Below are 18,008 nucleotides of genomic sequence, written 5' to 3'. Positions count from 1 at the left end.
ATTGCCACAGGACGCCCTCATGGCCATCGAAGTCAAAGTCCCCGTTCTTCCCGAATCCGTCTCTGACGCCACCATCGCCACCTGGCACAAAAAAGCCGGCGATGCGGTCAAGCGCGACGAGAACCTGCTCGACCTGGAAACCGACAAGGTGGTGCTGGAAGTTCCGGCGCCGGTCGATGGCGTGCTGAAGGAAATCCGCTTCAAGGAAGGTGACACCGTCACCAGCCAGCAGGTGATTGCGCTGATCGAGGAAGGTGCCGTCGCGGCTGCTCCGGCACCGGCCGCCGCCGCACCCGCCAAGCCCGAAGCCGCCAAAGCCGACGCGCCCAAGAGCGAACCGGCCAAGCCGGCACCGGCGGCTGCCGATGCCCTGCCGCCGGGGGCGCGCTTTGCCGCGGTCACCAGCGGCGTGAACCCCGCCGACGTGGCCGGCACCGGCCGCCGCGGCATGGTCACCAAGGAAGACATCGTCAACTACGCCAGCGCCCGCAGCGCCGGCGTGGCCGGCGGCGCCCGCCCCGAGGAGCGCGTGCCGATGACCCGCATGCGCGCCCGCATCGCCGAGCGGCTGATGCAGTCCAAGAACTCCATCGCCATGCTGACCTCGTTCAACGAGGTCAACCTGTCCAAGGTCATGCAGATGCGCAAGGAGCTGGGCGAGCAGTTCGAAAAAGCCAACGGCATCAAGCTGGGCTTCATGAGCTTCTTCGCCAAGGCCGCCGCCAATGCCCTGCAGCGCCATCCGATCATCAACGCCTCGGTGGATGGCAACGACATCATCTACCACGGCTACGCCGACATCAGCATCGCCGTGGCCACCGACAAGGGGCTGGTGACCCCGGTGCTGCGCAACGTCGAACGGATGAGCTTTGCCGACATCGAAAAAGGCATCGCCACGTTCGCCAAGCAGGCCCGTGAGGGCGGCCTCAAGCTCGAGGATCTGCAGGGTGGCACCTTCACCATCACCAACGGCGGCACCTTCGGTTCGCTGATGTCCACCCCGATCGTCAACCCGCCGCAGTCGGCGATCCTGGGCATGCATGCCATCAAGGAGCGGCCGATCGCGGAAAACGGCCAGGTGGTGATCGCCCCGATGATGTATATCGCCCTCAGCTACGACCACCGCATCATCGACGGCAAGGACGCGGTGCTGTTCCTGGTCGATATCAAGAATCAGCTCGAGAACCCCCACCGCATGCTGCTGGGCATGTAAGCGCAGGTTGCAGGCGGCGCTTTTGGCCTGACCAACGCCGCCAGCCTCCCCGCCGCCGCCCGCGCGTGCTCGCCTCGCCCCATCCTAGGAATGCATCGCAATGACTGAACACTACGACGTCATCGTCATCGGCGCCGGCCCGGCCGGCTATCACGCCGCCATCCGCGCCGCCCAGCTTGGCATGAAGACGGCCTGCATCGATGCCGCCCTCGGCAAGGATGGCAAGCCAGCACTGGGGGGCACCTGTCTGCGCGTGGGCTGCATCCCGTCCAAGGCGCTGCTGGATTCTTCGCGCCAGTTCTGGAACATGGGCCACATCTTCGACCAGCACGGCATCAGCTTCGGCAAGGCCGAAATCGACGTGAAGAAGATGATCGCCCGCAAGGATGCCATCGTGAAGCAGTTCACCGGTGGCATCGCGGCGCTGTTCAAAGCCAACAAGATCACCCCGTACTACGGCTATGGCCAGCTGCACCCGGGCCGGGTGGTCAAAGTCCGGCAGCATGACGGCAGCGAAGTGACGCTGACGGCGACCAACGTCATTCTGGCGGCTGGCTCGGAGTCGATCGAACTGCCATTTGCCCGGTTTGGCGAACACATCGTGGACAACGTCGGCGCGCTCGACTTTGACGCCGTCCCCAAGCGCCTGGGTGTGATCGGCGCCGGTGTGATCGGCCTCGAGCTGGGCAGCGTGTGGAACCGTCTTGGGGCACAGGTGACGATCCTGGAAGGCCTGCCGACCTTCCTCGCCGCTGCCGACGCCGAAGTCAGCAAGGTCGCAGCCCGTGAGTTCAAGAAGCAGGGGCTGGACATCCGTCTGGGCTGCAAGGTCTCCAACACCGAAGTCAAGGAAGACGGCGTGCACGTCCACTACACCGACGACAAGGGCGCCGAACAGACGCTGGTGGTGGACAAGCTGCTGGTGGCCGTGGGTCGCCGTCCGGCCACCCGTGGCCTGCTGGCCGAAGGCACCGGCGTGCAACTCAACGAGCGCGGCCAGATCGTGGTCGATGCGCACTGCCACACCGGCGTCGACGGCGTGTGGGCGGTGGGCGACTGCGTGCGCGGCCCGATGCTGGCGCACAAGGGCTTCGAGGAAGGCATCGCGGTGGCAGAGCTCATCGCCGGCCTGCCCGGCCACGTCAACTTCGAGACTATTCCCTGGGTGATCTACACCGAGCCGGAAATCGCCTGGGTCGGCAAGACCGAAGAACAACTCAAGGCCGAAGGCATCCCGTACAAAGCCGGCAGCTTCCCGTTCGCGGCGGTCGGCCGTGCGGTGGCGATGGCCGAGCCGGCGGGCTTCGTGAAGGTGCTGGCGCACGCCGAGACCGACACCATCCTGGGCATGCACCTGGTCGGCGCCAACGTCTCCGAGCTGGTGCACGAGGGCGTGTTGGCGATGGAGTTCAAGGGCAGCGCCGACGACCTGGCGCGCATCTGCCATGCCCACCCGTCGCTGAGCGAGGCCGTGCACGATGCCGCGATGGCGGTGCACAAGCGAGCGATCCACAAGGCCAACTGATCTCGCTGATAACTGGAGCGCGCAAAAATCACGGTGCACCGCGATGCGCCCTCCAGTTGACCACGTGCAACGCAAACACCACGGCGCACTTCGGTGCGCCGTTTTCATTGTGGCCGGGCGATAATCTGCGCATGAAAACACTCTGCGTCTATTGCGGCTCCAACGCCGGCCGCCACCCCGCCTACGCCAGCCTCGCCCGCGCCCTGGGCAAACGCCTCGCCGACGACGGCATCACGCTGGTGTACGGTGGCGGCAATGTCGGGCTGATGGGTATCGTGGCGGATGCCGTGCTCGAGCACGGCGGCGAGGTGATCGGCGTCATCCCGCAACAGCTGGTGGACTGGGAAGTCGCCCATACCGGCCTCACCCGCCTGGAGGTGGTCGACTCCATGCACACCCGCAAAGCGCGGATGTTCGAACTGGCCGACGGCTTCGTCGCCCTGCCCGGCGGTTTCGGCACGCTCGATGAAATGTTTGAGATGCTGACCTGGCGCCAGCTGGGGCTTGCCAAGAAACCTTGCGCCTTCCTTGACAGCAATGGCTTCTGGCAGCCGTTGATGACAATGCTCGACACCATGGTGCGCGAGCGCTTTTTGCATCCCGAGCAACGCGCCGACATGTGGCAGGGCAGCGACATCGACGCCATGCTGGCCTGGATGCGCAGCTACGTGCCGGCGCAGGCCGACAAATGGTTGGACGAAAAACGCCGCTCGCAGCTACGCCTGACTCCGGAGGACGTATGAGCCTTCCCACCCGTTTCCGCGCCTTCCGCATTCATAACGACGAAAACGGCTATCACGCCGGCATCGAAACCCTGGCGCTGGACGACTTAAGCCCCGGCGACGTGGTGATCAAGACCGCGTACTCCTCGGTCAACTACAAGGACGCCCTGGCCGGCACCGGCAAGGGCAAGATCCTGCGCCAGTTCCCGCTGGTCGGCGGCATCGACGTCGCCGGTCATGTGGTCGCCTCCACCGACCCACGTTTCAAGGAGGGTGACCCGGTGCTGGTGACCGGTTGCGGGCTGTCGGAAACCCGTGATGGTGGCTATGCGGACTACGCACGCCTGGACGCACGCTGGGTGATTCCGCTGCCCGCGGGCCTGACCCTGCGCGAGGCGATGATCCTGGGCACCGCCGGCTTCACTGCCGCGTTGGGCCTGCTGCGCATGATCGAGAACCGGCAGACACCGGCACTGGGTCCGCTGGCGGTGACCGGTGCCACCGGCGGCGTGGGCTCACTGGCCATCGCCATTTTCCGCAAGGCCGGTTTCGAAGTGCATGCCATCAGCGGCAAGCCGGAACAAGCCGACTATCTGCGCGCACTCGGCGCCCACGCCGTGCTGGGCCGCGAGGCCCTGGCCCCGAACCGCCCGCTGGAATCGGCGCGCTTCGGCGGCGGCCTGGACAATGTCGGCGGCGCCATGCTGGCCAGCCTGCTGGCCCAGACCGCACCCTACGGCAATGTTGCCAGCTGCGGGCTGGCGGCCTCGCCCGAACTGCACGCCACGGTCATGCCGTTCATCATCCGCGGCGTCTCGCTGCTGGGCGTGGCCTCGGCTGGCACTGCACGCGAGATTCGCGACGAGGTCTGGCGTCGGCTGGCGCACGACTGGAAACCGGACACCCTGGACGCGATCTGCACCCACGAAGCCACCCTGGACACGCTGCCCGAGGTGTTCGCCCGGATGCTGGCCGGCGGCTCACTCGGCCGCACCCTGGTGCGCATCGACAGCGGGCACTGACCAGGTTGCAGGCAGACGACCTGCCGCTACAATCGAACCCATCCCCAGGGGATTTTCCGCATGGCTCGCATTCTGATCGTTGACGACTCGCCCTCGCAGTTGATGAGCATCCGTCGCATCGTCGAAAAGCTCGGTCACGAGGCGTTGACCGCCGAAGACGGTGCGGCCGGTGTGGAAGCCGCCAAGCGCGAGCTGCCGGATTTGATCCTGATGGACGTGGTGATGCCCAACCTCAACGGGTTTCAGGCCACCCGCTCGATCACCCGGGATCCGGCCACCAAACACATCCCGGTGATCCTGGTCACCACCAAGGACCAGGACACCGACCGCGTCTGGGGCCTGCGGCAGGGCGCCAAGGCCTACATCACCAAGCCGTTCAGCGAATCCGAACTGGCCTGCATGATCGCCCAGTATCTGGACGGCGGTTCCCCGGCCTGAGCCTAAGCGCGCGTCGCCAACGACGCCCCCACCCGCAGACGCCGCAAAGCCAGCACGGCAGCGGCGTCTGCTGATGCCAAGAATCGCTGATCGAGGTCTAAACGATCAGCTGCGCCGCCAATCCTCACCAAACGCATCGCGCAGGGCCGCATAGGCCTTGCGCTGGGCGGCGGTATGGGCCTTGGGCGCGAGGATTTCCAGCTCGATGATCTGATCGCCCGCCGGCAGATCACCAGTGGCTGGCAACCCACGCCCACGCAGGCGCAGCTTGCGACCCGCTTCGGAATCAGGCGGGATCTTCACCTCGACCGGCCCGCCCAGCGTGGGGACATTGAGGGTCGCCCCCAACGCCGCCTCCCAGGGTGCCACCGGCAGGGTGTAGAGAATGTTGCGGCCATCGACCTCGAACTGCGGATCAGCGGCATATTCGACTTCCAGCAGCAGATCCCCGCCGTTGCGGCCCTGCCGGGCCAGCCGGATCACCTGCCTTGGGCGAATGCCCTTGGGGATGCGCACATCCAGGGTCTTGCCGTTGACGGTGATACGCACGCTGCTGCCTTCATAGACCGCCTTGAGCGGCACCGCCAGCTTGGCACGGGTATCGCCACGGGCGGCGCCCGGCGCCCCGCCGCGACCCGGGCGGGCGCCCGCCGCACGGCCGAACAGGGACTCGAAGAAGTCCGAGAACCCGCCCCCGGCGCCCCCGCCCGCAAAAATCTCCTCGAAATCGAAGTCCGGCTGCCCGCCCCCCCGGTAGAAGCCACCCGGCGGCGGCCGGATCTCGTCCCCGGGCCGGTACCCGCCCGCACGCAGCTGGTCGTAGGCCGCGCGTTTTTGCGGATCGCGCAGCACCTCATACGCCTCATTGACCGCCTTGAACTTCTCCTCGGCGTCCTTTTCCTTGCTGACGTCGGGGTGATACTTGCGCGCCAGACGCCGGTAGGCCGTCTTGATCTCAGCCTCGCCTGCGGTCGGTTCCACCCCGAGGGTGGCGTAATAGTCCTTGAATTCCATGCCTGTCGGTTTCCGGGTCGAAGGGGAAGAGTACGACACATCGGTGTCTGCCGGTCAGGCAGAAGCGACACGACCGGCAGGGCGGGGCCTTAAGGATTCTCCAACAAAGACGGCCCGCAGTGCGGGCCGTCTTTGCAGGCGAACCGGGACACCCCCGCCAGATGCCTGCACCTGCGTCAGGAGACGCGGGTTTCACGCTTGCCGACCGGGATGCGGCGCGGCGTGGTTTCAGGCCGCTTGGGAATGCTGATTTCCAGCACACCGTTGTGGCCCTGCGCCGTGATGCCATCCGGATCGGCGCTGTCGGGCAGCGCGAAGCGGCGATGGAACATGCCGTAGCGGCGTTCGATCCGGCTGTAGCGCTCGGCGTGCTCCTGCACTTCGCTCTTGCGCTCGCCCTTGATCGACAAGATGCCCTTGTCCATCATGATTTCGACATCGTCCGGATCGACACCGGGCAGATCGGCCAGAATCACGAAGCGGTTGTCTTCCTCGCGGATATCCACCCGCGGCGTCCACTCACTGGTCACCACCGAGGAGCCATCGGCCAGGTCACCGAGTTGGAAGAACCGTTCGAACAGCTGGCGCACGTCGTCCGGGAACGGAAGCTGGCTGGTACGACGCGGCGCTTGCGTGAGCCTGGGATCCTGAGTATGAGTGATCGTGTTCATAGCGTCCTCCTCCTGCGAGTTGCGGCGTACCGCTGCCGCGACCCGGTAAATGGGATCATGGGCAACGTCGCTCAAGAGGCGTGCCGTCGGGCCGCTGAACGGCAGTCAGGATTTTTTCAGCCACACAGGAGCCCCCATGTCCATCCAGATTGGTCAACGCATTCCCGAAGTCGTCCTGCAGTACATCGATGACCGCGGCATCCACAAAATCGACACCCCTTCCCTGTTCGGCGGCCGCAAGTGCGTGCTCTTTGCCGTGCCCGGCGCCTTTACCCCGACCTGCTCCGAACGCCATCTGCCGGGGTTCATCGCCCATGCCGGCGAGTTCCGTGCGCGCGGCATCACCCTGATCTGCATGGCCGTCAATGATCCATTCGTGATGCAGGCCTGGGGCAAGGCCCACCAGGTGCCGCCGGACATCCTCCTGCTGGCCGATGGCAATGCCGATCTCACCCGCGCGCTGGGGATGGAAATGGATGCCAGCGGCTATGGCATGGGGCTGCGCAGCCGGCGCTTTGCGCTGTATGCCGAGGACGGTGTGGTCAAGGGGCTATGGGTGGAAGCACCGGGCGAGTTCCGCGTCTCCTCGGCCGAACACGTGCTCTCGCAACTACCGGCCTGATCAGACCGCGTCATGCCCAAACTCCCCACGACATCGCCCGGCACGGCTGTCCGGTTACCGGCGGCGATCTGGATTCTGGGGCTGGTCAGCCTGCTGATGGATGTCTCCTCGGAGATGATCCACAGTCTGCTGCCGCTGTTTCTGATCGGCACACTGGGCGCCAGCGCCACGTACGTCGGGCTGATCGAGGGGCTGGCGGAGGCGACCGCGCTGGTGGTCAAGGTGGTCTCAGGCAGCCTCAGCGACGCACTCGGCAGGCGCAAGGGTCTGGCTGTGCTGGGCTATGCCCTGGGCGCCGCCACCAAGCCCGTCTTCGCCCTGGCCAGCTCGGTCGGCATGGTGCTGACGGCACGCCTGCTGGACCGGGTCGGCAAGGGCATTCGCGGCGCCCCGCGCGATGCGCTGGTGGCCGATCTCGCGCCGCCCGGAACCCGCGGTGCGGCATTTGGCCTGCGTCAGTCACTGGACACCGTCGGAGCCGTGCTCGGCCCGCTGCTCGGCAGCGCACTGATGCTGCTGTGGGCCAACGACTTCCGCGCGGTGTTCTGGGTGGCGCTCCTGCCTGGCAGCCTGGCGGTGGCGCTACTGTTGTTTGGCGTGCATGAACCCGCCCGCCCTGCCCGGCAGCAAGCCGTCGGCAACCCGCTCCGGCGTGAGCGCCTGCGCCAGCTTGGCCGCCCCTACTGGCAGGTTGTCGCCGTCGGCGCGGTATTCACCCTGGCCCGGTTCAGCGAAGCGTTTCTGGTGCTGCGCGCGCAACAGGCCGGCATGCGCCTGGCGCTGGTGCCGCTGGTGATGGCGGTCATGAATGTGCTGTATGCGGCGACCGCCTACCCGTTTGGCCGGCTGGCCGATCGCTTCGCCCGTTCCCACCTGCTGGCGCTGGGGCTTGTCGTCCTGATCGCCTCCGACCTGATCCTGGCCAGCGCTGGCGGCTGGCCAGTGGTGCTGGCCGGGGTGGCGCTGTGGGGCATCCATATGGGCATGACCCAGGGCCTGCTGGCCGCCATGGTCGCCGACACGGCCCCCGCTGACCTGCGGGGAACGGCCTTTGGCATGTTCAATCTGGTCAGCGGGTTGGCCATGCTGGCCGCCAGCGTGATCGCCGGCCTGCTCTGGGACCGGCTCGGGTCAACGGCCACCTTTCTGACCGGCGCCGGCTTTGCTGCGCTGACCCTGCTCGGACTGCCCTACGCGACCCATGCCAGCAACAGGTCGGGTTGAACAACACCCCCAAAAGACATCGGGCCGCACAGGGCGGCCCGACGGGGTGACTTACAACGTGGTGCCGGAGATAGGAATCGAACCTACGACCCCATCATTACGAATGACGTGCTCTACCAACTGAGCTACTCCGGCGAGGCCGGCGATTGTACCGGCAGATGCGTCACGGCGCCAGACTCACGACGGAGTTCCCTAGGCAGGGCGAACACCATGTCCTCCGGCTCGCCGTGCAACTCCTGCACGGTCGAGGCGCCCAGCGCGCGCAGACGCTCCAGCACGCCTTGCACCAGCACTTCCGGGGCCGATGCCCCGGCTGTGACGCCCACCCGCCGGCGTCCGACCAGCCAGGCTGGATCGATCTGGTCGGCGTTGTCGATCAGCCAGGCCGCTGCGCCCTCGCGCTCGGCCAGTTCTCGCAGGCGGTTGGAGTTGGAGCTGTTGGGCGACCCGACCACCAGCACCGCATCGCAGCCGCTGCGCACCAGCGCACGGACGGCATCCTGCCGGTTCTGGGTGGCATAGCAGATGTCGTCGTGACGCGGGCCCTGGATGGCCGGGTAGCGTGCCTTGAGGGCGGCGATGATCTCGCGGGTGTCGTCCACGCTGAGGGTCGTCTGGGTGGTGTAGGCGCAGTTGTCGGGCTGAGCAAGCTGCAAGGCGGCGACATCCTCAAGATCCTCGACCAGGTGGATCTGGCCCGTCTGGCCGTCGCGCCGCCACTGGCCCATGGTGCCTTCAACCTCGGGATGGCCGGCATGACCGATCAGCACCATGTCCCGGCCTTGCCGGTTCTGCCGGCTGACCTCCAGATGCACCTTGGTCACCAGCGGACAGGTGGCGTCGAACACCTTCAGCCCGCGCCGTGCTGCTTCTTCGCGCACCGCCTGCGACACGCCATGCGCGCTGAACACCACGGTGGCGCCGTCCGGCACCTCGTCGAGTTCCTCGACGAACACCACGCCACGCGCTTTCAGATCGTCCACCACGAACTTGTTGTGCACCACTTCATGGCGGACATAGATGGGGGCGCCATGCAGCTCCAGGGCGCGCTTGACGATTTCGATGGCGCGATCGACGCCAGCGCAGAAACCACGGGGATTGGCGAGCAGGATGTCCATGTCGGCAAGTGTAGGCCAGTCAGTCACGGGCGTGGCCGGATTCAGACCCCGGCTTGCCCAGCAACCCGAACAGCGCGAGGCCGACGGCACCGGCCACCACCGCGCTATCGGCCACGTTGAACGCCGGCCAGTAGTGCTGACCCAGATGCCACTGGATGAAATCAACCACGTGCCCGTGCACGAACCGGTCGATGACATTGCCCAGCGCCCCGCCGATGATCAGCGCCAACGGCAGCGCCTGCCGGTAATCGTTGCGACGGGTGCGGGCCAGCATCCATGTCATCAGCGCACTGATCGTCAGCGCCAGGCCGGCAAACAGCCATTTCTGCCAGCCACCGGCATCGGCCAGCAGGCTGAACGCGGCCCCGGTGTTGTAGGTGCGGTACCAGTTCCAGAACCCCTCGATCACCGGCACCGGGGTGTATTCCGGCAGGCTGCGCAGCACCCACGCCTTGGACGCCTGATCCGCCGCCAGCACCAGTGCCGACAGCGCCAGCCACGGCAGCGCATTGGACCTGACGGGTGCCATCAGAACCACCGCCTGATTTCGCCGTGGCCGTCCACGTTGTCGACGCAGCGGCCGCACAGCAGCGGATGGGCGGCATGGCTACCGACGTCGGCGCGGTGGTGCCAGCAGCGCACGCACTTGGGCAGCGTAGTCGGCCGGGCCGCGACCTGGATGCCGGCACGCTGCGCATCCTCGTGCAGATGCACATCGCCACTGATGAACAGGAAACGCAGCTCCTCCTCCAGCGGTGCCAGCCAGGCGAACTCGCTTACGCCACAGTGCAGGTCGATCTCGGCCTCCAGGGCCGCCCCGATCTGGCCGGCGGCCCGCATCGGCTCCAGCACCTTGGCAACCTGTTCGCGCAGCTCCAGCAAGGCCTGCATGCGCTGTGCCGACAGCGGGGCATCCTCCGGCAATGGCGCCAGCCCCTCATACCAGGTCGTCAGCAACACATTGCCGGCACGCTCACCCGGCAGATGGCCCCAGATTTCGTCGGCGGTGAAGCTCAGGATGGGCGCAACCCAGCGCACGAACGCCTCGGCAATGTGGAACATCGCCGTCTGCGTACTGCGCCGTGCCGGCGCGTCTTCGCGCAGGGTATAAAGCCGATCCTTGGTGACGTCCAGATACAGCGCACCGAGATCGACACTGCAGAAGTTCATCAGCGTCTGAACGACGTCGGCAAAGTCATAGTCGGCATACGCGCGCACGATCTGCTGCTGCACTTGCCAGGCGCGATGCACGATCCAGCGGTCCAGCGCCACCATCTGATCCAGCGGGCGCAGATCGCGGGCTGGATCGAAGCCGTGCAGATTGCCGAGCAGGAAACGCGCGGTATTCCGGATGCGCCGGTAGGCGTCGGCGGTGCGTTTGAGGATTTCCTGCGACAGCGACATCTCGTTGCTGTAGTCGGTCGCGGCGATCCACAGGCGCAGGATGTCGGCCCCCAGGGTCTTGAGAATGTCCTGCGGCTCGATGCCATTGCCCAGCGACTTGGACATCTTGCGGCCATGCTCGTCCACCGTGAACCCGTGGGTCAGGCACTGCCGGTAAGGCGCCGCCTTGTCGATCGCCACGCCGGTGAGCAGGGACGACTGGAACCAGCCACGATGCTGGTCGGAGCCCTCCAGATACAGATCGGCCGGCTTGCCCAACCCGCGCGTGGCCAGCACGCATTCGTGGGTCACCCCGGAATCGAACCAGACATCCAGGATATCGGTGACTTTTTCGTACTGATCCGCCTCCGCGCCGAGCAGTTCGGCGGGATCCAGGCTGTACCAGGCATCGATGCCTGCCTGCTCCACCCGGTCGGCGACCTGGCGCATCAGCTCGACGCTGCGCGGGTGGATGTCGCCAGTCTCGCGATGCACGAACAGGGCGATCGGCACGCCCCAGGTACGCTGCCGCGAGATCGTCCAGTCCGGGCGCCCCTCGACCATGCCAGCGATGCGCGCCTGCCCCCACTCCGGGTACCACTTGACCGTCTTGATCGCCTCCAGCGCGTCGCGTCGCAGGTGCGCCTGCTCCATCGAAATAAACCACTGCGGCGTGGCGCGGAAGGCGATCGGGGTCTTGTGCCGCCAGCAATGCGGATAGCTGTGAGTAATCGCGGCATGCGCCAGCAGCGCATCGTTGCCACGCAACACGTCGACGATGGCGTCGTTGGCCTTCCAGACATGTAGCTGGGTAAGGTCCACGTCACCGGCGGGTGGCGTCGATGGCAGATACACACCGCGACCATCGACCGGATTGAGCTCGGCCATCAAGACGTTCCCGACCAGCCCGTAACGCTGGGCCACGGCAAAGTCCTCCTGGCCGTGGCCCGGGGCGGTATGCACTGCGCCAGTGCCGTCTTCGGCACTGACGTGGTCACCCAGCAACACCGGGATGTCACGCCATGGGTAGAACGGATGCCCGAACCGCAGACCCTCCAGGGCGGCACCGGGCGCACGCCCGTGGATGGTCAGCGTGGACACGCCGTAGCGCCGGAGCGCCTGCTCCGCCAGTGCTTCGGCCAGAATCAGCCAGCGCCGCGTGCCGTCGACCCTGGCCGGGCCTTCGACCAACACGTAGTCCAGCGTCGGCCCCAGCGACACCGCCAGCGACGCCGGCAGGGTCCAGGGCGTGGTGGTCCAGATCGGCACGGCCACTTCCACGCCCTCGGCGAGGGACACCCCGAACGCCCGAACCACGGCCTGCGGATCGCGGGCCGGATATGCCACGTCGATCGCCGGCGAGACTTTGTCCTGGTATTCGATCTCGGCCTCGGCCAGAGCGCTGCCGCAGTCGAAACACCAGTAGACCGGCTTGACCCCGCGCAGCAGGTGACCGTTTTCCACCACCCGGGCCAGCGCGCGGATCTCATCAGCCTCGAACCTGAAATCCATCGTGCGGTAGGGGTTGTCCCAGTCGCCCAGCACGCCCAGCCGCTTGAAGTCGCGCCGTTGCAGCTCGATCTGTTCGCTGGCGTACTCGCGGCATTTCTGGCGGAACGCCGCCGCATCCAGCTTCACCCCGACCTTGCCCCATTTTTTCTCGACCGCAATCTCGATCGGCAAACCATGGCAGTCCCAGCCCGGCACGTAAGGTGCGTCGAAGCCGGCCAGCGTCTTGGATTTGACGATGATGTCCTTGAGGATCTTGTTGACCGCATGCCCCAGATGAATGGCGCCGTTGGCATACGGCGGACCATCGTGCAGGACAAAGCGCGGACGCCCCTTGGAGGCGGCGCGGATCTGCGCATACAGGCCTTCCGCCTCCCAGCGCGCCAGCGTCTCCGGCTCACGCTTGGGAAGATCGCCACGCATCGGGAAGCGGGTTTCCGGCAACAGGATGGTGGTTTTGTAGGGATGTTCGTTCTGGTCGCTCACGCGCGGGCTCGCCGTGGTTCGGATTGGAGAAGGAGGGTGCGAGCCTGCCGAGCGTCGCGTTGCATCTGCGCCGTCAGCGCCGGCAGGTCGGGGAAGGTGGTCTCGTCGCGCAAGTGGGCGACGAACTCGACCTCGATGCGGCGCCCATACAGGTCACCCTCGAAATCGAACAGGTGCGCCTCCAGCAGCGGCTCCACGCCCTGTACCGTGGGCCGGGTACCGAAACTGGAGACCGACGGCCAGGGCGCCGGCCCCACGCCGTGCACCCAGGTCGCGTAGATGCCACGCAGCGGCGGGGTTTTGCCGCCATAACGCAGATTGGCGGTCGGAAACCCGAGCGTACGCCCCAGCTGCTGGCCACGCACGACCCGTCCGCCGATGGCATAGGGCCGCCCCAGCAGGCGTGCCGCCTGCGCGAAAGCCCCTTCGGCCAGCGCAGCACGGATGCGCGTACTGGACACCGGCACGTCATCGACCAGCACTGGCGCAATCGCCTGGGCGGAAAACCCCAACGCCTGCCCCAGGATCTGCAACAGGGCCAGATCACCGGCACGCCCCCGGCCAAACCGGAATCCCGGCCCGACCCAGACTTCACGGGCGCGCAGCCGCTCGACCAGCACGGTTCGCACGAACGTCTCGGCGTCCATGGCCGCCAAGGCGGCATTGAACCGCAGCAGCCCGACCCCATCGCAGCCCAGCGCCCGCAAGGCTTCGATCCGGGCACGCGGCAACATCAGCCGCGGCGGCGGCGCGGCGGCTGCAAAAAACTCGCGCGGCAGCGGCTCGAAACCAAGCGCCACCGCGGCCACGCCCAGCGCACGCGCACGCTCGACCGCGCGGCCCACCAGCGCACGATGACCCAGATGCAGGCCATCGAAGGCGCCGATGCAGACCACGCTGCCCTGCGGGCAAAGTGCCCGCCCGTGCCCCTCGGCGGGGCTGGCATCGCGGAAGAGGAAAAAGCGCATGACAGATCGCCAGTATAGCGATGCGGGACGAACCACGCCTGCGCTTGCGGCCTGCCGTCGCCTGAGTCAATGCTCGCGGAAATCGCGCAGCCTGAACCCCAGCGCCAGCATCGCCAGCACGTACACCGACGCGCCCCCCACCACCAGGGTGACCAGCCACCCCAGGCGCTGCCACTTATCCACCACGGTGAAGTCCGGCGCCACCTGCAGCCCCGCCAGCAGAGCCAGCGCCATCACCGCATTGGCCAGCAGCAGACGCAACAGGAACCGGCCCCAGCCTGGCTGCGGATCGAACACGTCGGCGCGGCGCAGCCAACGCCACAGCAGAGCCAGATTGAGGTAGCTCGACATCGCCGAGGCGATTCCCAACGCAAAATGCAACCCGGGCACCCGCGCCAGCGTGGCCATCACCCCGCCCGTCTTGGCGGCCTCGGGCACCCACAGCAGATACATCAAGGCCAGCAGCGCCACGTTGAAGACCATGTTGGCCAGCATCGCCACCAGCCCGGCGCGCACCGGCGTGCGCGTGTCCTGGCGCGCATAGAACGCCGGCAGCACGGTCTTGACCAGGGCAAAGGCCGGCAGCCCGAAGCTGAGGCCAAACACCGACAACGCGGTCATCCGCGCCGCTTCGGCCGTGAACCGGCCGTACTGGAAAATGGTGGACACCAGCGGCAAGGCCAGCAGCATCAACCCCAGCATCGCCGGCAGGATGATCACCAGCGTGGTGCGCAGGCCCCAGTCCAGGGATTTCGAGAAGCCGGCGCGATCGGTATTGACGTGATGCCGCGATAGCGTCGGCAGGATCACCGTGCCCAAGGCAATCCCGAACACCCCCAGCGGGAATTCCAGAAAGCGGTCGGCCGTGGACAACCAGCTCTGCGAGCCATGCACCAGCATCGCCGCGATGAAGGTGTCAAACAACAAGTTGACCTGGGCCACCGACGAACCCAGCAGGGTCGGCACCATCAACCGCACCACCTTACGCACATCCGGATGCCGCCAGCCCCAGCGCGGCAGCGCCAGCAGATCCAGCTTGGCCAGCGCCGGCAGCAGGAACAACAGTTGCAGGACGCCGGCGACCAGGATCGCCCACCCCATCGCCAGGATCGGTGGATCGGTCAGGCGCGATCCCCACAGCGCCCCGGCAATCATGCACAGGTTGAGGATGATCGGGGCAAAGGCCGGCAGCCCAAACCGCTGATAGCTGTTGAGGGCGCCCGCCGCCAGCGCGGTCAGCGAAACACACAACAGAAAGGGAAAGGTCAGCCGCAGCAGGCTGGCAATCAGCACCTGCTGGCCGGGGGCGGGATCGGCCTGGGTGAATGCCGCCGCCAACTGGGGCGCAAACAGCATGCCCAACGCAGTCACCACCAGCAGCACCCCACCCAGGGTACCGGCGGCGCGCGCCACCAGCGCCTTGAGATCCTGGTGCGGCCGGGTTTCCTTGATCTCAGTGAACACCGGCACGAACGCAGTCGAGAACGACCCTTCCGCAAACAACCGGCGCATGAAGTTGGGGATCCGGAATGCCACCCAGAACGCGTCGGTCATCCAGGTGGCGCCAAAGGTGGCATTGAACACCTGGTCACGAATCAGCCCGAACACCCGGCTGATCAGGGTCATGCCGCCGAACGACAATACCCCGCGCGCCATGCTGCGCGGCCGTCCCGCCGCGCTCATGCCTGCCCCTCTGCGCACATACCCATCCCGACACCCTGCCCTGCGGCCAACGACGTCACGCGCCACCCCCAGCGCCGCCAGGTACCGGCCCGGCATGTTGGTTTCCGGGTGTGGCGCTGCTTGACCCTATCCATCGTATCGCCCATAATCGGCGGTCTTTCCGAAGCTGTTGGTGGCCGCACATTGTGCCAGCCGCCAACCCTGCCGCCAAAACCCCAAGACTTTCCAGGATTGTCCCCGTGGCTAACATCAAGTCCGCCAAAAAGCGCGCCAAGCAGACCCTCGTGCGCAATGCCCGTAACGTGGCCCAGCGCTCGCAGATGCGCACCGCCATCAAGAAGGTCATCAAAGCCCTCGATGCCAACGATGTCGCCGCCGCCCGTGCGGCCTACGCCATCGCCGAGCCGCTGCTGGACCGCTTCGCTGCGCGCGGCCTGATCCACAAGAACAAGGCCGCCCGTCATAAGACCCGCCTGACCGCCCGCATCAAGGCGCTGCAGACCGCTGCCTGAGGCATCACGGTCGTTCGCCACAAAAAACCCCGCACAGGCGGGGTTTTTTGCGTGCCCGGATTCAAGACAGACCACGCCAGCGCCGAACCGAAACGCCCCACCATCAGGCACCTTCGGCCGCGTCCCGTGCCTGTTCGCGCAGGTGATCGAAAAACGCCTGCACCTCCAGCATGATCGGCCAGGTGCCCTGGCGACCGATCGCCGACACCAGAAACCACGGCGCTGTCCAGCCCAGCTCGGCCACGATGGCTTCGGCGGCTGCGCGCGCGTCCTCCTCCAACAGCAGATCGGCCTTGTTCAGGACCAGCCAGCGCGGCTTCTCCAGCAGGGCCGGATCGAACCTGCCCAGCTCGCGCTCGATGGCACGCACCTGCTGCACCGGTGACGGCAGGCCCTGCGCGCCGTTCAGCGGATCCATCGGCGAGATGTCCACCAGATGCAGCAGCAGCCTGGTGCGCTGGATATGCCGCAGGAACAGACTACCCAGCCCGGCCCCTTCCGCCGCCCCCTCGATCAGACCGGGAATATCGGCGATGACGAAGCTGCGGCCCGGCTCGACGCTGACCACACCGAGATTGGGATACAGCGTGGTGAACGGGTAATCAGCCACTTTCGGCGTTGCCGCCGATACGGCACGAATGAAGGTGGACTTGCCGGCATTGGGGAAGCCCAGCAACCCCACGTCGGCCAGCAGCTTCAGCTCCAGCCGCAACACCCGGGTCTCACCCTCGCCACCAGGCGTGGCCTTGCGCGGCGCGCGGTTGACCGAGCTTTTGAAATGCATGTTGCCAAGCCCGCCGCGGCCACCTTTGGCCACCAGCAGGCGCTGGCCATGCTCGGTCAGATCGCCAATGATCTCGTCGGTTTCGACGTTGTGCACCACCGTGCCCACCGGCACGGTAATGACCAGGTCTTCCCCGGCCTTGCCGTACATCTGCCGGCCCATGCCGTTCTCACCACGCTGGGCCTTGAACTTGGTCTGGTGACGGAAGTCCACCAGGGTGTTGAGATTCTCGTCGGCCTGCAGCCAGACATCGCCACCATCACCACCGTCGCCGCCGTCCGGCCCGCCCAGCGGGATGAACTTTTCGCGCCGGAAACTGATGCAGCCGTTGCCGCCGTTGCCGGCAATTACGGTAATTTCTGCTTCATCGACCAGTTTCATGGGCTGATTGTGCCGGGTGAGGGGGGCAAAGTTCCATCCGTCGCGCGGTGGTCAACGAAAAACCCCGCCGAAGCGGGGCTCTTCGTATCCACACAAGGGGGTGCCTGAAATCAGGCCGCAGCGATCACGCTGACGGTGCGACGCTTCTTCGGGCCCTTGACGGAAAACTCGACGGTGCCATCGACCAGCGCGAACAGGGTGTGATCACGCCCCAGGCCGACACCCGGGCCCGGATGGAACTGGGTGCCGCGCTGACGGACGATGATGTTGCCGGCCTGCACGGCCTGACCGCCGAACAGCTTGACGCCGAGGTACTTGGGGTTGGAATCGCGGCCGTTGCGGGTACTGCCGCCTGCCTTTTTGTGTGCCATTGTTCAATTCCTCCAGGCTGACGATCAGGCGCTGATGCCGGTGATCTGGATTTCGGTGTAGTGCTGCCGGTGCCCCATCTGCTTGCGATGGTGCTTGCGACGACGGAACTTGACGATGCGGATCTTGTCGGCTCGGCCATGCCCGATCACCTTGGCGGTGACGGTGGCGCCCTTGACCGCATCCCCGAGCTTGATGCCGTCGGCATCGCCCAGCATCAGGACGTTATCCAGCTTGATCTCGCTGCCGGCTTCGGCTTCGAGCTTCTCGACGCGGAGCGTTTCGCCCTGCATCACGCGGTATTGCTTACCGCCGGTGACCACGATTGCGTACATTGGGGTGTTCTCTTTCGGTTCTGTCGTTA

The 18,008-nt window shown here is 66.3% G+C and carries 18 protein-coding genes and 1 tRNA gene; 8 read left to right on the top strand and 11 right to left on the bottom strand.

The genetic code is table 11. The annotated features are described in order from the left end of the window. The first annotated feature begins 19 nt into the window (after window positions 1–19). The 5 genes from sucB to BUA29_RS01895 all read left to right on the top strand — a co-directional run bounded on the left by sucB (window position 20) and on the right by BUA29_RS01895 (window position 4,920). Window positions 20–1,213, top strand: coding sequence for a dihydrolipoyllysine-residue succinyltransferase (gene sucB, locus BUA29_RS01915; RefSeq protein WP_072754945.1), 1,194 nt, complete (start codon window positions 20–22; stop codon window positions 1,211–1,213). 100 nt (window positions 1,214–1,313) lie between these two features. Then, on the top strand, window positions 1,314–2,738 hold the full coding sequence (lpdA, locus tag BUA29_RS01910) for a dihydrolipoyl dehydrogenase (RefSeq protein ID WP_072754944.1): 1,425 nt from the start codon (window positions 1,314–1,316) through the stop codon (window positions 2,736–2,738). A 131-nt stretch (window positions 2,739–2,869) separates the two neighbouring features. Beyond that, on the top strand, window positions 2,870–3,481 hold the full coding sequence (locus BUA29_RS01905; RefSeq protein ID WP_072754943.1) for an LOG family protein: 612 nt from the start codon (window positions 2,870–2,872) through the stop codon (window positions 3,479–3,481). Continuing rightward, a complete protein-coding gene (locus BUA29_RS01900; protein WP_072754942.1) occupies window positions 3,478–4,482 on the top strand; it encodes a YhdH/YhfP family quinone oxidoreductase in 1,005 nt (334 codons plus the stop codon). Before BUA29_RS01905 ends, BUA29_RS01900 begins: the two co-directional genes overlap by 4 nt. A 60-nt stretch (window positions 4,483–4,542) precedes the next feature. Next, the gene (locus tag BUA29_RS01895; protein ID WP_072754941.1) at window positions 4,543–4,920 is read left to right on the top strand and encodes a response regulator; all 378 of its coding nucleotides are present in this window, start codon (window positions 4,543–4,545) and stop codon (window positions 4,918–4,920) included. A gap of 105 nt (window positions 4,921–5,025) precedes the next feature. On the opposite strand, the gene BUA29_RS01890 is transcribed toward BUA29_RS01895, so the two are convergent. Beyond that, window positions 5,026–5,934 (bottom strand): DnaJ C-terminal domain-containing protein, encoded by a 909-nt coding sequence (locus tag BUA29_RS01890; protein WP_072754940.1) that lies wholly within the window; start codon window positions 5,932–5,934, stop codon window positions 5,026–5,028. Window positions 5,935–6,110: 176 nt separating this feature from the next. Further along, window positions 6,111–6,605 (bottom strand): Hsp20/alpha crystallin family protein, encoded by a 495-nt coding sequence (locus BUA29_RS01885; RefSeq protein WP_084602297.1) that lies wholly within the window; start codon window positions 6,603–6,605, stop codon window positions 6,111–6,113. Between the two features lie 136 nt (window positions 6,606–6,741). Here BUA29_RS01885 and BUA29_RS01880 point away from each other — a divergent pair, with 136 nt between their 5' ends. Next, window positions 6,742–7,227 (top strand): peroxiredoxin, encoded by a 486-nt coding sequence (locus BUA29_RS01880; protein ID WP_072754938.1) that lies wholly within the window; start codon window positions 6,742–6,744, stop codon window positions 7,225–7,227. A gap of 12 nt (window positions 7,228–7,239) precedes the next feature. Beyond that, on the top strand, window positions 7,240–8,451 hold the full coding sequence (locus BUA29_RS01875) for an MFS transporter (protein ID WP_072754937.1): 1,212 nt from the start codon (window positions 7,240–7,242) through the stop codon (window positions 8,449–8,451). Between the two features lie 59 nt (window positions 8,452–8,510). On the opposite strand, the gene BUA29_RS01870 is transcribed toward BUA29_RS01875, so the two are convergent. The 6 genes from BUA29_RS01870 to murJ all read right to left on the bottom strand — a co-directional run bounded on the left by BUA29_RS01870 (window position 8,511) and on the right by murJ (window position 15,571). Beyond that, window positions 8,511–8,586: transfer RNA gene (locus BUA29_RS01870), tRNA-Thr, on the bottom strand. Then, the gene (ispH, locus tag BUA29_RS01865; RefSeq protein ID WP_072754936.1) at window positions 8,577–9,569 is read right to left on the bottom strand and encodes a 4-hydroxy-3-methylbut-2-enyl diphosphate reductase; all 993 of its coding nucleotides are present in this window, start codon (window positions 9,567–9,569) and stop codon (window positions 8,577–8,579) included. Before ispH ends, BUA29_RS01870 begins: the two co-directional genes overlap by 10 nt. Window positions 9,570–9,588: 19 nt before the next feature. Continuing rightward, window positions 9,589–10,098, bottom strand: a complete 510-nt coding sequence (gene lspA, locus BUA29_RS01860; RefSeq protein WP_072754935.1) for a signal peptidase II — start codon at window positions 10,096–10,098, stop codon at window positions 9,589–9,591. Beyond that, complete coding sequence (gene ileS / locus BUA29_RS01855) at window positions 10,098–12,884, bottom strand: isoleucine--tRNA ligase (RefSeq protein WP_218587145.1); 2,787 nt, start codon at window positions 12,882–12,884, stop codon at window positions 10,098–10,100. The genes lspA and ileS overlap by 1 nt, the downstream gene beginning before the upstream one ends. Window positions 12,885–12,943: 59 nt before the next feature. Further along, on the bottom strand, window positions 12,944–13,915 hold the full coding sequence (locus BUA29_RS01850) for a bifunctional riboflavin kinase/FAD synthetase (RefSeq protein WP_072754933.1): 972 nt from the start codon (window positions 13,913–13,915) through the stop codon (window positions 12,944–12,946). A gap of 66 nt (window positions 13,916–13,981) precedes the next feature. After that, on the bottom strand, window positions 13,982–15,571 hold the full coding sequence (gene murJ, locus BUA29_RS01845; protein WP_084602296.1) for a murein biosynthesis integral membrane protein MurJ: 1,590 nt from the start codon (window positions 15,569–15,571) through the stop codon (window positions 13,982–13,984). A 266-nt stretch (window positions 15,572–15,837) separates the two neighbouring features. On the opposite strand from murJ, the gene rpsT reads away from it, so the two are divergent. Then, on the top strand, window positions 15,838–16,110 hold the full coding sequence (gene rpsT / locus BUA29_RS01840) for a 30S ribosomal protein S20 (RefSeq protein ID WP_072754931.1): 273 nt from the start codon (window positions 15,838–15,840) through the stop codon (window positions 16,108–16,110). Between the two features lie 103 nt (window positions 16,111–16,213). On the opposite strand, the gene obgE is transcribed toward rpsT, so the two are convergent. The 3 genes from obgE to rplU all read right to left on the bottom strand — a co-directional run bounded on the left by obgE (window position 16,214) and on the right by rplU (window position 17,979). Continuing rightward, window positions 16,214–17,275, bottom strand: a complete 1,062-nt coding sequence (gene obgE / locus BUA29_RS01835; RefSeq protein ID WP_072754930.1) for a GTPase ObgE — start codon at window positions 17,273–17,275, stop codon at window positions 16,214–16,216. 110 nt (window positions 17,276–17,385) lie between these two features. Further along, window positions 17,386–17,646 (bottom strand): 50S ribosomal protein L27, encoded by a 261-nt coding sequence (gene rpmA / locus BUA29_RS01830; protein WP_072754929.1) that lies wholly within the window; start codon window positions 17,644–17,646, stop codon window positions 17,386–17,388. Between the two features lie 24 nt (window positions 17,647–17,670). After that, complete coding sequence (gene rplU / locus BUA29_RS01825; protein ID WP_072754928.1) at window positions 17,671–17,979, bottom strand: 50S ribosomal protein L21; 309 nt, start codon at window positions 17,977–17,979, stop codon at window positions 17,671–17,673. Window positions 17,980–18,008: the final 29 nt, after the last annotated feature.

The organism is Thermomonas hydrothermalis (assembly GCF_900129205.1).
In the GTDB taxonomy this organism is placed as follows: domain Bacteria; phylum Pseudomonadota; class Gammaproteobacteria; order Xanthomonadales; family Xanthomonadaceae; genus Thermomonas; species Thermomonas hydrothermalis.
The sequence above is the reverse complement of the archived record's forward strand: the minus strand, read 5'-3'. Positions and strand labels throughout refer to the sequence as shown.

Coding starts and splice junctions, on each gene's coding strand:
- sucB (WP_072754945.1), top strand. CDS start 20: ATGGCCATCGAAGTCAAAGTCCCCGTTCTTCCCGAATCCGTCTCTGAC.
- lpdA (WP_072754944.1), top strand. CDS start 1,314: ATGACTGAACACTACGACGTCATCGTCATCGGCGCCGGCCCGGCCGGC.
- BUA29_RS01905 (WP_072754943.1), top strand. CDS start 2,870: ATGAAAACACTCTGCGTCTATTGCGGCTCCAACGCCGGCCGCCACCCC.
- BUA29_RS01900 (WP_072754942.1), top strand. CDS start 3,478: ATGAGCCTTCCCACCCGTTTCCGCGCCTTCCGCATTCATAACGACGAA.
- BUA29_RS01895 (WP_072754941.1), top strand. CDS start 4,543: ATGGCTCGCATTCTGATCGTTGACGACTCGCCCTCGCAGTTGATGAGC.
- BUA29_RS01890 (WP_072754940.1), bottom strand. CDS start 5,934: ATGGAATTCAAGGACTATTACGCCACCCTCGGGGTGGAACCGACCGCA.
- BUA29_RS01885 (WP_084602297.1), bottom strand. CDS start 6,605: ATGAACACGATCACTCATACTCAGGATCCCAGGCTCACGCAAGCGCCG.
- BUA29_RS01880 (WP_072754938.1), top strand. CDS start 6,742: ATGTCCATCCAGATTGGTCAACGCATTCCCGAAGTCGTCCTGCAGTAC.
- BUA29_RS01875 (WP_072754937.1), top strand. CDS start 7,240: ATGCCCAAACTCCCCACGACATCGCCCGGCACGGCTGTCCGGTTACCG.
- ispH (WP_072754936.1), bottom strand. CDS start 9,569: ATGGACATCCTGCTCGCCAATCCCCGTGGTTTCTGCGCTGGCGTCGAT.
- lspA (WP_072754935.1), bottom strand. CDS start 10,098: ATGGCACCCGTCAGGTCCAATGCGCTGCCGTGGCTGGCGCTGTCGGCA.
- ileS (WP_218587145.1), bottom strand. CDS start 12,884: ATGCGTGGCGATCTTCCCAAGCGTGAGCCGGAGACGCTGGCGCGCTGG.
- BUA29_RS01850 (WP_072754933.1), bottom strand. CDS start 13,915: ATGCGCTTTTTCCTCTTCCGCGATGCCAGCCCCGCCGAGGGGCACGGG.
- murJ (WP_084602296.1), bottom strand. CDS start 15,571: ATGGCGCGCGGGGTATTGTCGTTCGGCGGCATGACCCTGATCAGCCGG.
- obgE (WP_072754930.1), bottom strand. CDS start 17,275: ATGAAACTGGTCGATGAAGCAGAAATTACCGTAATTGCCGGCAACGGC.
- rpmA (WP_072754929.1), bottom strand. CDS start 17,646: ATGGCACACAAAAAGGCAGGCGGCAGTACCCGCAACGGCCGCGATTCC.
- rplU (WP_072754928.1), bottom strand. CDS start 17,979: ATGTACGCAATCGTGGTCACCGGCGGTAAGCAATACCGCGTGATGCAG.